General features: G+C 43.8%; 10 protein-coding genes. 2 read left to right on the top strand and 8 right to left on the bottom strand.

What is annotated here, in order from left to right; genetic code table 11:
• Positions 1 to 551: 551 nt before the first annotated feature.
• The 8 genes from KJS94_RS14470 to KJS94_RS14505 form a co-directional block, all read right to left on the bottom strand.
• Positions 552 to 2,756, bottom strand: a complete 2,205-nt coding sequence (locus KJS94_RS14470) for a hypothetical protein (protein WP_214448194.1) — start codon at positions 2,754 to 2,756, stop codon at positions 552 to 554.
• A complete protein-coding gene (locus KJS94_RS14475; RefSeq protein WP_214448195.1) occupies positions 2,753 to 6,493 on the bottom strand; it encodes a class I SAM-dependent DNA methyltransferase in 3,741 nt (1,246 codons plus the stop codon). Before KJS94_RS14475 ends, KJS94_RS14470 begins: the two co-directional genes overlap by 4 nt.
• A 408-nt stretch (positions 6,494 to 6,901) precedes the next feature.
• Positions 6,902 to 7,189 (bottom strand): hypothetical protein, encoded by a 288-nt coding sequence (locus tag KJS94_RS14480; RefSeq protein WP_214448196.1) that lies wholly within the window; start codon positions 7,187 to 7,189, stop codon positions 6,902 to 6,904.
• The gene (locus KJS94_RS14485; RefSeq protein ID WP_214448197.1) at positions 7,167 to 7,550 is read right to left on the bottom strand and encodes a hypothetical protein; all 384 of its coding nucleotides are present in this window, start codon (positions 7,548 to 7,550) and stop codon (positions 7,167 to 7,169) included. The genes KJS94_RS14480 and KJS94_RS14485 overlap by 23 nt, the downstream gene beginning before the upstream one ends.
• On the bottom strand, positions 7,547 to 8,224 hold the full coding sequence (locus KJS94_RS14490) for an HNH endonuclease signature motif containing protein (protein WP_214448198.1): 678 nt from the start codon (positions 8,222 to 8,224) through the stop codon (positions 7,547 to 7,549). The genes KJS94_RS14485 and KJS94_RS14490 overlap by 4 nt, the downstream gene beginning before the upstream one ends.
• 173 nt (positions 8,225 to 8,397) lie before the next feature.
• Positions 8,398 to 8,826 (bottom strand): hypothetical protein, encoded by a 429-nt coding sequence (locus KJS94_RS14495; RefSeq protein WP_214448199.1) that lies wholly within the window; start codon positions 8,824 to 8,826, stop codon positions 8,398 to 8,400.
• A gap of 879 nt (positions 8,827 to 9,705) precedes the next feature.
• A complete protein-coding gene (locus tag KJS94_RS14500) occupies positions 9,706 to 10,101 on the bottom strand; it encodes a helix-turn-helix domain-containing protein (RefSeq protein ID WP_214448200.1) in 396 nt (131 codons plus the stop codon).
• 16 nt (positions 10,102 to 10,117) lie between these two features.
• Positions 10,118 to 10,516 (bottom strand): helix-turn-helix domain-containing protein, encoded by a 399-nt coding sequence (locus tag KJS94_RS14505; protein ID WP_214448201.1) that lies wholly within the window; start codon positions 10,514 to 10,516, stop codon positions 10,118 to 10,120.
• Positions 10,517 to 10,816: 300 nt separating this feature from the next.
• Here KJS94_RS14505 and KJS94_RS14510 point away from each other — a divergent pair, with 300 nt between their 5' ends.
• Positions 10,817 to 12,073 (top strand): TlpA family protein disulfide reductase, encoded by a 1,257-nt coding sequence (locus KJS94_RS14510; protein ID WP_214448202.1) that lies wholly within the window; start codon positions 10,817 to 10,819, stop codon positions 12,071 to 12,073.
• Positions 12,074 to 12,077: 4 nt separating this feature from the next.
• Positions 12,078 to 15,326, top strand: a complete 3,249-nt coding sequence (locus KJS94_RS14515) for a SusC/RagA family TonB-linked outer membrane protein (RefSeq protein ID WP_214448203.1) — start codon at positions 12,078 to 12,080, stop codon at positions 15,324 to 15,326.
• Positions 15,327 to 15,342: the final 16 nt, after the last annotated feature.

The following is a 15,342-nucleotide window of genomic DNA, read 5'->3' on the forward strand; positions in this document are numbered from 1 at the left end:
GTTTTCTCGAGGGGTGAATAGGAAAGATAGCTAACAGAGCTGTTAATACCTGCTTTCTCTTTCGAAGCCGTTATACACTGAATATGGGCTCCTTGTATACGAGTACAAATTTCTAAGTAGTTAGCTTCACTCCCTTCCACTGTCCACTGACCCTGAAAAATATCAAGTCATTGTTGCTCTGGAAGTAATGTTTTCTCCTGGGCATGTAGTTCAACGGAAAAGAAAGCAGTTAAAAGGAATATAAAAATCAATTTCATACACTAACTTTTAGATGATCAATGGCAGCCAACGGTTTGCGGCTTGGCGTAGTGGCGGATTTTTAGCACAAATGTTCAATCGAAGAACTACACTTGAACCTACCACAAAACTGTCATACGAAGCACTGCACCCGCCATTACGCCAAACCGCTGTTAGCTGCTGCCCTTCTTGTCTGTCGTGGGTTTCGCTGTCTTTGGTGCGGTTGGACAGACACACTCTTTGCCAAGTTTTGGCTTGCGGGTCGGCTGGTGCGACTTGGCAATGTGTGTGGCTGTGAAGCGTTGGCATTGTGACTATGCTTTTTGAAGTTCTTCAATATTCTTTTTCATTACGAAAAACATTGACGAAAATTTATATTCATTTGGATTTGGAGAAATATCCCCAAGCCCAATCCATGTGTTCGAGTTCTGTTGGTGCAATTTGTATGAGCAATAGCGATGTAACTTAAAATCCAATTCCTGTTTATTAATACCCGTCATAAAAGTCACTCCGATTCCACCTAAGGAAAGAGTATAAATTGAACAGTCATGAAATTCTTTATCATTTGCAAACGCTTTTTTTATTTTTTTAATGTAGTCCATGAGTTGTTTTATTGACTTATTGTTAAACTCTAAAATCAATAAGGCTAATCGAACTCTGTGGGGCATTCTTGAACGGTCAAGTTGGAGAAGAAAGTCATTGAACTCCTTTGAAATGAAAGATTTCGGTTTAGGAGTGAATTTTGTTTTATGTCCGAACTTATACATGTAGTAATCATTTATTTCATCAGTATCAGGCATAAACTCAATCCAATTTACATTCTTTTCCTCTGCATCTTTTAATGTATGTTCGATGTATAGTCCGTTTGATAAAAAGTAAGAAACCAAATCTAACTCCTCGTATGTTGAAAGTGTTTTATGGCTTAAAAATTTCTTTCTACGCTTGATATAGTGAATAAGCATTAATGGATTTTCAAACAAGTCAGTCAAAACAACCAAATCGTAAATGCTGATTATCCAAGGAAAATGACCATCTTGAAAAAAACCAATGTCGTTGGTTGCCTTAATTACCATTGACATATTGCCTATAGGTTCTAAGGTCAGGGAAACAATAACAATTTCATCAAAATCCTTTCTGTCAATCAAAACTTGCTTTCCGCTTTTTGTTTTGAACTCAGCTATTCCACTATCTTCAATGTATTTAAGCGTTCTAATTCCTTGTCCATATGATTCTTGAACAATTTCCTCTAAGTGTTTTCTTGTGCGGTCAGTGTAACCCTTTTTTGCTCTTGGAGTTATTCTGTGTCCTTTTACTTCGATAATAAAAAGAACTTGGTCGTAAATAATTAACCCGTCTGTTTCGCATCTGTCATTATTTACAATGTAAAACAAGTTAGGTTGAAAGAAATTAGCAGTCGGAAGTAATGTTTTAAAAAACTCTAGCCCTTGATTGAGAACAAAGTCGTGTTTGATATTTGGGTATTTTTCATTCAGTTTTCTATTCTGCTTTAATGCTGATTCAATTACATCTTCTATTGCCCAAATTATCAATGGAAATGAAGGGATAAGGTATCTTTCTCCATATTCAATTATGGGTTTTGTTTTAAGAATTGTAATAGGTTCATAAATTTTATCTTCTACTTTTAGAGATGGAAAGCCACATGAAAATGTTTTTAAAAATGCCTTAACTGCTTCTAATTCAATGCTTGTAAAATCAGATAATTCATTTGCAGTGAAAGTGTATGTCTTGCCAAAAGTGTAATAAAGTTCATTAAGAAAGTGCCCTTGTAAACCCTCTCGAATTTTCTTATCAGAATACTTTGAATATTCTTCTAGTTGCTCTTTAGTAAAGATGCTTTCAGATTCAACTATTCTTGTTTTTCTATATCGTATTACTTCTTTAGCGTGTTTCTTTCCTTTCTCTAACGCTTCATCAATTGCTTTTCTACACTTATTGTTAATCATGTTTGATAAATTCTTTCTGATAACAACTGAATCAGAAATTGAAAAACCAAATATGGATTTCACTTCATCTTTTATCGGTTCAAAAAGCTTCTCGGTAAAAATTAGATGGTGTTCAGGTAGTCCTGGATTTCTTATGTGTTTAGCTTCTCTTGAAAGTATATTTGCAATATCTGAAATCGTATCTTCTCTTAGAGGCTTATTATTGTTCTTCATTTCAAGTGCATCATTCCGTCCGCAATAATTTAAAACGGTCTTTTGCAATTCCATGATTAGTTCCATGTAGTCATCTTGTGAAACTGAACTTTCATTCACAAAGTCATTTTTCAAACATAACAATGCCAACACTTCAGATACGAAGAAATTTTTGTCTCCCCTGAAATCGGAGTATTTTTCTGAATCGTGCAAGTGATTGTAATAAGAAAAATAAGATAGTAAGTCGAAGGTTTGAAACTTCTTAACGTTCTCGGAAAGAAAGGAATAAAATTTTTCGTTTTCAACAGGCAAATTGTTGAACCATTCATCCATCATTTTTTGTCCTTCTTCTGGTGTCATCATTTCCCCTCCACAATTTTTATTTCTTCATCCGTCAACTCGTAAAGTTGGTAAACCAATTGGTCTATTTGGTTTTCTATGTCGGTTGTGTCGGCTGATGGATTTTGTTTTTTTGTAGCTAAAATTTGGTTTACTAAAATCTCAATTTCTTTCTCTTGTTCTAATGATGGAAATTTAATTGGCAACAATTCAATTTTATATTTCTTCCATCTGTTTGTTCCCATTCCTGTTGTTGTTCCTATAAGATTGAAATACCACTCCGAAACCTTTGAATTTAATATTGCCAAAAGAAATTTCAATTTTTCACCCGTCATCAGGAAAGTAGTTGCTTCTGCAAAATACTTTTCATCGTCAAAAGCAAATTTTGGTTTATCTGAAATTTCGCCCCATATTATTTTATCTCTTTCAAAATCTTCTAAATAGGCACAATTTCTGAGATTTGACCAATGGTCTCCCATATCTGAACGCATTTCAACTTTGGGAGAATAACTTTTTAAGTGTTCGTAAATTGTTGGGTATTCGGTCTCGGTTTCAATCCTTTTTAAACCAATTGATTTTATTCCATTATGTGAATTTATCAAGTAAATATTCTCAAAGACGTAACTGTATTTTTTTAAATCCCTGCCACGAATTATTGGTTTAATTATTTCAGCATTTTTCTCATCTGCTTCTATTAATTCGTTCTTTTTGATTTCATTTATTATGAATGCTTCATTAAAACCTGTTTTTAATCCAAAATTTATTCGAACATTAAAATCTTTCAATAGTCTTGCTCCATTTTCGATTTTACTTTTTAATGACCCAACAGACTGATTTCCGATAAACCATTCAGATGTTGACGGTGGAATAAATTCAAAGCTGTTTTTATTGAAATAGTCGTTTAAAGAATCGCCTATTGAATAGTCTTTTGATAAATTGACTACTTGAAATGGTTTTGAATTCACTGATTTTTGAAGTGTAATAATATTTGATTCAACGGTCGCTTCTTCAAATATTTGAACATCTTCAATATTTATTAATGCAATTGGCTGTAATTTTTCAATGAAATATTTTTTGAGAAGCTCTCCATAAATTGCCCTTAACCAAGAATTAGAAGTAATGTAAGTTAAAAAACCAAGTGGCTTTAAAACATTACCACCAAGTTCATAGAATAAGCAAAAGATGTCTGCACCTTTAGAATAAGTTACATAATTTGCTTTTGAAAAATACTCTGATTGTTCTTTTAATTTGGACAATGATAAATAAGGCGGATTTCCAATAACCATATCAAAGCCTACAAAATCACCATCATCATTCAGTACTTCAGGAAATTCAAAACGCCATTCAAAGGCATTTTCAAAAATCTTGTTGGCTTTTATTTCTTCAATTTCGGTTTCAAGTTTTTTGGTTTCTTCGGATAGTTGTTGTACTTTTTTGTTCCAATCGGCTTTTTCCTTTTTGCTCATTTCAAAAAGTTCCCCCTGATTGGTCATTTGATACAAGTCGCCTGAAAGTTTGCGTAGCTTCTTTACTTTAGGGTCGTTCAGCGATATTTCACTTCTGAAATCCGATTTAATGTCGGCAATCAGTTGTTCCATTTCTCTTTTCTGTTCCTTGCTTTCAGCGTTACGGTAAGTGTCAACAGCTATTCGGTAGCTGTCAATCGTCCACTTGCTTTTTTTCAAGGCTTGTTTCAAGTCGGCATCAATGGCAAAACGGCTCACTAAAGAGTTGCCGCATTTGATGTTGATGTCAATATTCGGAAGTGTTTCTAATTCGGTGGCGTTCTTGTAATAAGCGTTTTTCAAAAGCTCAATCCACAAACGCAAACGGCAAATTTTTACGGAATTGGAATTGATGTCCACTCCGAATAGGCAGTTTTCAATTATGGTTTGCTTTTCGTGAAAAAGCGTTTCCTGTATTCGCTGACTTTCTTTATTGCTTGGGTTGTATTCAAATAGTTCGCCTTCTTCGTCTGTTACAATCAGTTCATCATTTACCACTTCCACCTGATATTCTTTCAAGCGTTTTCCGTCACGGTCTTGCAGAATTTTCAAGTCGTTTTTAACGGCAATCATTTCATTAAGTGCCGAAACCAAAAAGTGCCCAGAACCAACGGCAGGGTCGCAAATTTTGATGCTGTTTACAATTTTATTGGCTTCTTTTCGGTCTTCAATTTTGTCGTATAGTTCTTCAAGCGTTGTGCAATTCCATTTTTTTGTTTCGTTGAATTTCTGCACAACGGCTTTGCGAATGGTTTCACGGCACATATACATTGTGATGAAACCGGGAGTGAAAAATGAGCCGTCTTTGTAGCCGTTTATTTTCTCGAAAATCAATCCGAGAACCGAAGCGTTAATCAGCGTTTTGTTGTCTTCCTGAATATCTTCTCCACCTTCTGCTCCAAAGTCGTAAGCATCTAAAAACTCAAACAAATATTGAAGCGTGGAAATGTTGCCTGTCCGTTTTTTGCCTTGCTGGTCTTTCAGCACGGTTTGCGAAAAAATCGGAATGGTTTTATCGTCTTTCAGATTGCTGATAAACAAGGTAACCTGCTCAATGTCTGTCGGCTCAAATAGCGAAGAATTGAGATAAGGCGTTTTTTCAAATGCCTTTTTTACATCTTCGTTTCGCTCGTCATACTTGCGTGCCAATACCTGAAAAAACAAGCTGTTCAGGTCGTCATAGTTCTTGATTTTGTCAAGATTGAGAAACGAAAAAGATTTGTCGCCTTTGTGATAGGTAATGAGTTGTGCTTCCAACAACTTCAAAAACAAAATGCGGTTTATCCAAGTAATGGAAAGTTCAAGAGCAACATTAAAAAGTCTTTCCTGTTGCGTGTTACCGAATTGGTTTGGCTTTTCCAATCGGCACAATTTGTCTAAGCTGTCAATCTGAATGATGGCATCTTCAAGAATTGTTCCTGTGTGTCGTTCTCCTGCTTTGTTTCGTTCAATGAGTTTTTTGCTTCCTTCTTTGGTTTCGGTCAAGCCAATAATGTGCAACAACTCGCTGTAAAAGCGTTTGTCAAGGCTGTTGCTGTCGTTGGTGAATGGAAGTTTTAAAAGATGCTCTGGCGATAACAATTTGAATAAAGCAATCAGTGAATTGTCATCTGCTTTGTCGGTATTGCGTAACGGTTTTTGAAAATCCTGAATGTTGAAATAGGTAAATTCAATTTCTGAAGTAATGCTGTCAATAAATGGCTCGGCAATCTCTTTATAAAATACGTCTGTTGTTTTCTTGCTTGCTTCAAAGTTCTCGAACTGTCTGACAAACGATTTGTTTTGTGCAAAAAGTCTTTCAAATAAATGCTCGTCAAAAATGAACCATTCGTTGATGTTGGTCGCAACCAAATGTTTTACTTCAAGATTTTTGTGTGTAATTCTCTCACGTAAATAATACAGAACCAATTCCTGAAATGCTTTTGCATTCAGTTTTTTGGTTGTAATCATTTCTGATTTGTTGGTCGGCTTTTTAGCTTCGAGAATTACTCCAACTGTCGAGTTTGCATTTTGTCCGTTATGAATAACAAGGTCGTTTCGACCTTTGGTATTTATAAAATGGTTTTGCTTGTAGTAAGTTTCTTTGAGAAAATCGGAAACCAAGTTTTTATGAAACTCTTCGCTTTCCGTGTCATTTGTCCTGTCGAGTAAAGTAATGAGATTGGTCTTGAAACCTTCAATTTCAGTCCTGTTCGGTTTTACTTTTAAAAAGGCTTTATTCAGTGCCTTTCTTGGTTTCAATTCTTTTAAAATCATCTACAAATTATATTTTCTATTTCAGTCGGTTAAGATAAGTTTTTCGGTCGGAACGGTATCAGAGCTTTGTCAAAAAAATGGCTCTTTTGGTTTTTTGAGCGTTGGCTCGTGTGTCGGGAAAAACCAAATGTGCCATTTTGCGGGTGGGCTATTTTGTCGTCTGTCTGTTCGTTAATTCTTGCACTGTCGTCTGTTCTTTAGGGTTGCAGCTAACGAACAGGGCTTTGTGCAGGTGGGGAAATAGCATTCCGTCTGCCCATAACCGCTGCTCAATTTATAAATTAAAGTTCATTGTTTGTCCTGTTGATGAATGTTGTTCGTCACGCTGGAGCTATAGCCGATGCTTGCAAATAGCTGATGGTTTATTCGTCGTGCCCCACTTGCACAAAGCCACATGTTGTGTGTAGTTCATTTTAGCTTTGTTGTCTTAGCATTGGACAAAAAAGCCAATTCTACCTCTTCATCTTTTGAGAGTAAAATGACATCAGTACTAATACCAGTCTTTTGTAAAACAAAATCTTTAAGCCGTTGCCTGAACCTAACTAATTCTTCTAATGAGATGTGTTCCTTTTCATAAATAACAGCAATGTCAATGTCGTTAAAAGTTTCAGCATATACAACCGACCCGAATAAATACAATTCACAAAAATCCGGCTTTTGGATGTCCAACTGCTCAATCATCTCCTTTAGAAACATAGTCCATAAATTTATCGCCAGACAAATTAACGGCTCCCCAAAACTCCCTATTCGTAAAAAGACCAACGCCCATATTTTTAGCTAAGGTTTTTGCTGCCGATGAATAACGATTGTAAAAGCCGATTAAAATTAAAGCGTCAACACCTTGGATTTGGTCTGATAATTCATATAAATCAGCTTCGCCAGCGATGTAAATGTCTGCTACCATTATTGTTAGCGGGTCTCTTCCATTTGTTCTGGCAATTAAATATTTGTCGTTGCCTAAGCTTGTGATGGATTGTACAGCACTATGCCCACGCATTCCGTTAAGGAAGTAGTTTGTGCTAGAATAAGCTACGGGTTCTATATTCTTTCTTTTCATTTATAAATATTTTGAAAATTAGCGGGAAACCTAGGAACCATTGCATTAACATCGCCTGAAAGCTTATTAAACTCAAAACCTTTTCTATGAATTTTAAATTCTTGAAATAGGCTGCTTTCTTCCTCTGTTAATAGAGATTGATTTTGTTCAATCACCTTTTCAATTTTACGATTGTTTGGTAAAATTTTTTCTTTCGCTAGTCTATCCCACATTAATTCACAAGCAGGAGGGTCGCTTTTAGCATTTTCAGAATACGGACCGTACGTGTCAAATATTTTACGGTTTTCTGAAAAGAATGGTTGCAGATATTTGTGAACTTCTTGTCTTGTATTGAAAGTTGGAATTTTGAAAATGTTTTCGATACTTTGAAGATGCTGCTTTTTCCATTCTCGTATAGTGTCGATAGGGAATACACCAGGGTTTTTATCTATTAACGTATGACAGGATGGACACAGAATTATAATGTTGTCAAATTCGTCACGTTCCGTTAAAGCAAGTGAATTGTTTCCTCTAGGTCCTTTTTTCTTTTGTGCAATAATATGAGCCAGCTCCTCAATGTTGGTAACTTGCCCATTTTCGAAAAAAGGGAATAAATCTGCATGACAGTCAGGCTTACCACAGAAGCCGCCGGATGTCGCCCATAGTTTTCTAATTACCTTTTTAGAGATTGCCATATCGAATTACACACAACGGCCGGGGCTTTGTGTTCGTGGCGGTATTCAGGGAACCCCAGCTTAGCCCTGGTTTATAGATGATTAGAATTTCTGGTGATCAGGTTTAGGTGTTCGCCGCCATGACGCAAAACCTGGTGTTGTGTGTACATATCTACTGTCTTTCTACTACAATTTTAGCTTTTTGCAATTGCAGCCTTATAAAATCCCATATGTCCAGTATTCATAGTGTCTACTACTCCTTGAATCGTAACTAATCGCCCAGTTTTATTAGTCTCATATTGCTCTATTCTGTTTTGAATAGTAAAGTTATCATCGAATTGTATCCATAAACCAGGGTAACTCTTTACCTGGACAGAAAGATTATTTTTTGTAGAATCAAATATTGTTATTGCGGGAGTTAATGATTGATTCTCAAAACCAAAGCTAAAAAACCCTTTGGTTTGTATTGTTTTCCCATGGTATTTGCTAATGCTATCAGTCAAATAGTCAATATTGACAAGATAAATTAAGTTACTAGAATAATCTGCAATAGTTTTTGCTGGTCTGCATGAAGCAGATAAACAAAATGTTGCAGATAAAAATATAACCAAATATCTCTTCAAATTATGAGTCTTATATATTGCACACAACGTGTTTATTTATGTAATTAAGCGCTGGATTTGGACTAAAAGCATTGCTTGGAAATCAAATTGTTATGGTTATACAAATCACATTTACCTAGCATCAAGACAAAATGATCATTTAAAATTAATTAAGCAGAATGACCATTCCGCACCCCCTCTTTCTAATTAACGACCCAATATACACGCCATCTAATGAAGCAAAACCCGCTTCATAAAACCAAGCCCAACAAAAGACCTCAATTAATCTGGTTTTTGCCTGGAACGGGAAAAAGAAATATTGAATTCATGCCTAGCTCATAAAAACCCACCATGCCTAAACCTACCCACCACCCACCATTACCCAAAGCTTCGCCACCTCACCCACATTAGGATAAGTTCAAAAACCAGCTTAAAATAATAAGCGGCCCTCAATATTGCAAGGGGAAAAATCCCGTTTTTAACCCATTTAACAATTGACAGGATCACAAAATGATTGAATTGCCTTACCCAGGTTATACACTAATGGAAATGGGTAATAATAGGAAGGATGGAACAAGATAATTTTAGGTTAGCCATGTTTGTTAGTACAGGAATTAGGGAGGGGCTGAAAATGCATTCCAATCGTGCAGTTCAGCATAATTACCATAGACCACATCAGGCAATGCTGTACTTAATTGTTGCCCCTTTCCCAAAACCAGGTTTTGACTCCGACCTCTTCGCCGGCGACCCTGCCGTTAGATTTCTCCTTACATAGTTCAGCGCCAAATACAGAATCTCAGCTGGATCAACTTCGAGAATCTCCCGAAGGAAAGGGTACAATATTTCAAAAGTGAGTTACCAGCCGAGTCATCTAATCAAATAACTCCAGCAATTCTTAGGTTATTTAGATTTCAAAGCTTCAATAAGCTCCTTTCTAATCAACTCAAGCTGTCGTTCAAACATCTCAATTGTTTCCTTCAAAGGATTATTTATCGTTTCAATGTTAGCGCTCAGGTTTGTTGCGGATACGCCACAGTTCTCGTAGAAGTTATTTGTGTTATACAATACACGCTCTTCACTAAACTCCTTTAAGCCCTCGTACGTAACCCCTAAAGCATCGGCTACTTCTTTCAATTTATCATCTCCGATGTTTTCAGCCTGCTCAAGTTTTGACACGGCTTGCTTTGTAATACCTAATCTATCACCCAGCTCACTTTGTGTAAGACCTCTTAATTTCCTGATCCTCTCAATCTTCCTGCCTTTATGCAGCATTAGCGTATTCGTAATATTTTCCATATAGCCAGTATGTTATTTAGTTATCTTTTTTAAGAGCCTTCAAAATTTCAAGTTTCTCCTTCTCACTTGCCAATAATCTTTCATACAACTCAACAACTTTTTCGAGCGGATTGAAAACCTGTTGAATTCCAGTACCAGAGTCATTAATCGTCACATTCTCCAATTTGTTATCAATATGATAGAACAGGTGGTTCTCATCAAATTCCTTGATCATAGTAGGTGTAAGATTTAATGCACTTGCAATAATATTCAGGACTTCATCTTCAACCTCCGCGGAATTCTCAATTGCTGAAATCTGAGGCTGGCTCAATCCGGTCTCTATGGCAAGCGCCTCCTGCTTCATCCCTTTTAAGTTCCTCAATATTTCAATCTTCCTACCAATATGCTGTGTTCCTCTGGTGCTAGTTGTTTCCATAAAATGAAGTTTAAATAAAATTAATAAAAGTCAACCTAAAACCCATTAAAGTCAACCTAAATTACTGCTTTTCCTTTAGAATTTCTCCTACTTTGCCATTCAGTTATTATGGTACTTCCTTTAAAATATCGCCATACACAGCTTCACCTCATCCTCTCCAACTGGGCCAAAAAGCCCAAAAACCCTGTTTAAGGCCCTGCTTCACCAAACCGGCGGCAGGGGCCCGTTTTCTCTTGTCGTGTGTCCCCTCAACCGCCGGCTTTTTTCCCGATTCCTTTAACTGCCAAAACTTTTCTGCCAATGAAACTGCTCCTCCTGGGCTTACTGGCCGCGCTTTGCCCGGCCCCAGCCTCCTATGGCCAAATCCCGACCCCTAAGGCCACACCCCTCCAGATCGGTGATACCATCCCCGGCCACCTCAGCCTGACCAATATCCACCAATTCCCCGTTGATAAGATCCAATTGTCCCAACTCAAAGGAAAACTCGTCCTCCTCGACTTCTGGAGTACCTGGTGCGCCAGCTGCATCGAAGCCTTCCCCAAAATGCAGGCCCTCCAGCAAACCTTCGGCGATAGCCTCCAGGTCTTCCTCGTCAACGCCTACCCGGCCGACTCCCTCCCCAAGGTGCTGGCCACCTTCCAGCGCCTCCGCCAACAGGGCCGCAACATCGCCCTGCCCTTCTGCACCGGCCAAACCGCCATGGCCGCCTACTTCCCCCATAAATTCGTACCCCACTACGCCTGGATCGGCCCCTCCGGCACCCTCCTCGCTACCACCTCCGCCGCCGAAGTCACCGAAGCCAATATCCGCAAACTCCTGGCCGGCAGCCAACCCGCCCTCCATACCAAGGGCGACCGCATGGACTTCCAGGAAACCATCCCCCTCGGCGTCAACAACAACGGCACCTCCGGCGACAATTTCCGCTACCGCTCCCTGCTCACCGGCTATATCGAAGGCATCGGCAATGCCGGCGGCTGGCAAACCAACAGCCAGGGACTGGTCTACCGCTTCTACCTCTTCAACACCTCCGCCCTCATGCTGCTCAAACTGGCCCACCCCAGGCTCTTCGACCTCCCCACCGATCGTGTCCACTGGCTGGTCCGCGACCCCGGGCGCTTCGCAACTGGATCCACGGAAGACACCCTGCTCTACCGCAACGCCTTCTGCTACGACCTCTCCCTGCCGCCCAGCCCCAGGCAGCGGGTCATGGAATTCATCCGCTCCGATATCGATCGCTTCTTCGGCATCCGCGTGGATTCGGCGTCCTCGGCTGTTCCCTGCCTCGCCCTGCAGGCCCGCCCCCACCGCCGCCAACCGCCTGCCGACCGGCCCGGTATGCCGGCCAGCGATCTCGCCGCCCTGCTCCACCAACTGCCGGCCCTCGGTGGACTGCCGGTGGTCTGTCAACTGCCCCCGGACGCTACCGTACCCCTGCTGCCCGAAAACCTCAACGGCCTATCCCGCCGGTCCATCCTCCGTATCCTGCGTCAACACGGCCTTCAACTGGCCAACTCCACACAAACCCTGACCCATTATTTCATCACCGATAAATATTGAAACCATGCCTATCCAACAACTAACCATAAGGTCATGCTTCCCCTTGCTTGCCCTGGTCGCCCTGCTAACGGGCCTCCTGCTTTCCTTCACCCCGCTCGCCGCCCGCTGCCAGCAACCGGTACTGCAGGGAAGGCTCACCAACCCCAAGGGCGAACCGGTCTCCGGCGCTACCGTCACGGCACTGCAGGCCAAACGCTCCACCCTCAGCGCCGGCGACGGCATCTTCCGCCTGCCGGGCGTTAAAGCCGGCGACTCCCTGCGCATCAGCCATATCAGCTTTGCGCCTGCCGGCTTTTTCATCAGCGACCCCGCTGCCTTCCTCACCATCCAACTGGCGCCCGCTGCCAACACCCTCGGCGAAGTGGAAGTGCTGAGCAGCGGCTACCAGGATATCCCCAGGGAACGCAGCACGGGCTCCTTTGTCAGGATCGACAAGGCCGCCCTCAACCTGCAGGCCGGCACCAATATCCTCAACCGCCTCGACGGCATCACCAGCGGCCTGCTCTTCGATGTAGGCAAGAGCAATGGCAACCAGGGCAAACTGGGCATCAGCATCAGGGGCCTGAGCACCATCAACGGCCCCATCGACCCGCTGGTGGTGGTGGATGGCTATATCTATGAAGGCGACATCAACAACATCAACCCCAACGATGTGGAGCAGGTTACGGTGATGAAGGATGCCGCTGCAGCTTCCATCTGGGGTGCCCGCGCCGGCAATGGCGTCATCCTCATCACCACCAGGAAGGGGCGCTATGCCCAACCCCTACAGGTAAGCGTGAATGCCTCCCTCATCATCGCCGAAAAACCCGACCTCTATTACCTGCCCCAGCTGGGCGCCGCCGAGTACATAGGGGTGGAACAGTTCCTTTTTGGCAGGGGCTATTTCAATAACCGCATCAACACGGGCTACCAGGCCCTCACGCCCGCCGTCGAGGTCTTCCTCGCGCGCCGGCGCGGCCTCATCTCGGCTGCCGACTCGGCCGATCGCATTAACGCCCTCAAGGCCATCGATACCCGCGACCAGTTCCTCCGCCACATGTACCGCGAAGCCCTCACCCAGCAATATGCGCTGAACCTGCGCGGCGGCAGTGCCAACCACGCCTATACCTTCTCGCTGGCCTATGACCGGTCCAGCAACGAGCTGGATGCGCTGACCCGCAAACTCAACATCCAGCTGGGCAACAGCTTCCGCATCCTGAAGAACCTGGAACTGGACCTTTCCCTTTACTTCACCAACGCCCATGGCCAGTCCGGTCGTCCGGGCATCAACCAGGTGGCCGTTGCGGGCAGGTCCATCCCCTACCTCCAGCTGGCCGGTGAAGACGGCAGTCCCCTGCCGGTGGCCCGCGATTACCGCAGCGCCTATACCGACACCCTTGCCGGCGGGCGTTTGCTCGACTGGAAATATTACCCGCTGGAGGATTATCGCCACAACCGCAGCACCGACAACCGGCAGGAGCTCTTTGCCAACATCGGCCTGCGCTATCGCTTTTCCAAATGGCTGAATGCGGAGATCAAATACCAGTACCAGGACCAGCAATCGGGCAGCGAACGCCTGGCGGCCCTGGAGAGCTACGAAGCCCGCGACATGGTCAACCGCTTCACCCAGGTAGACCGCAGCAACGGCAACCTCACCCGGATCGTCCCGCTTGGCGGCATCCGCAACTATTCCCTGGCAGCGGTCCGTTCCCAGACCCTTCGCGGCCAGCTCAACCTGATGAAGCAATGGCAGGACCATGAACTGGCCGCCGTGGCCGGCATAGAAGGCCGGGAGGCCCGTGGCACCGGCGAAGGCAGCATCCGCTACGGCTACAACAGCGATCCCCTGACCACCACCCTGGTGGATCCTGTCAATCCCTATCCCACCATCCTTACGGGCCGTTTCGAACGCATCCCCGGCATGGCGGCCAATAGCCATACCCTCAACCGCTTTGTGTCGGTCTACGCCAACGCGGCCTACACCTTCCGCAACAGGTACAGCCTGTCGGCCAGCGCCCGCCGCGACGGGGCCAATGTGTTCGGCGCCAATACCAATGACCGCTGGAAACCCCTCTGGTCCGTAGGCGCCGCCTGGAATATTTCCCGCGAGGACTTCTACCAGCTGCGGGCATTGCCTTCGCTTAAGCTGCGCATGAGCTATGGCTTCAGTGGCAATGTGGACCTCAGTCGCTCTGCCGTGGCCATCGGCCGCTATTATGCCGCTTCTTCCGTCAACCTTCCCTTTGCCCGCATCAACGTCATCAACAATCCCGACCTGCGCTGGGAAAAGATCGGCATGTTCAACATCGGCCTCGACTTCCAGTCGGCCAACAACCGGCTCTCCGGTACCCTCGAGTTCTACAACAAGCGGGGCATCGACCTGTATGGCACAGAACCCTATGACTATACCACCTGGGGCTTGGGAAGCGAGCTCCGGCGCAATGTCGCCAATATGGAAGGCAAGGGTATCGACCTCACCCTGAATGCCCGGTTGGTGGATAGAAAGGTCAAATGGAACAGCAACCTTATTTTTAGTTATGTCACCAACGAGACCACCCGCTACAACAGTGCCTCCGCGGCCAATATCGCTTCCATCATAGGCAATGGCAACACCATCACGCCCTATGTGGGCAAGCCCCTTTATGCCATCGCAGCCTACCGTTGGGGCGGGTTGGACGGCAATGGCCATCCCCAGGGCTACCTGGACGGCAAACTCAGCACCGATTATGCCGCCATCTTCCAGGAGGCCAACCAGAAAGGCCCCGAAGGCAATGTGGTGTACATTGGCCCGGCCAGTCCGCCCGTCTTCGGCTCCTGGATCAATACCCTCAGCTGGAAGCAACTATCCCTGACCCTGAGCCTGGCCTACCGCTTCGGTTATTATTTCCGCAGGCCCTTCTTTACCAGCGGCAGCCTCGTGAACGGTTCCGGCCACCCCGATTTCAACCGTCGCTGGCAGCAACCCGGCGATGAAGCCTTCACCCAGGTACCGGCCTTCGTGTATCCCGTCAACGGCAACCGCGATGCCTTCTATGGCTTTTCCGAGGTCAACGTGCTGAAAGGCGATCACATCCGCCTGCAGTTCCTGAACCTGGCCTATACGCTGGGTGGACCGAAAGCCTGCGCCAGGTGGCTGAAGGACGCGCAGTTGTATTGCATAGCCGCCAACCTGGGGATCCTGTGGCGGGCCAACAGCGAAGGCCTGGACCCGGATTATCCCCGTTCCTTACCGCCGGCCAGGAACCTGTCCATTGGCCTGCGCATGAACCTCTAACCCCATTGCTCAACAG

This window comes from Flavihumibacter rivuli (genome assembly GCF_018595685.2).
GTDB lineage: Bacteria > Bacteroidota > Bacteroidia > Chitinophagales > Chitinophagaceae > Flavihumibacter > Flavihumibacter rivuli.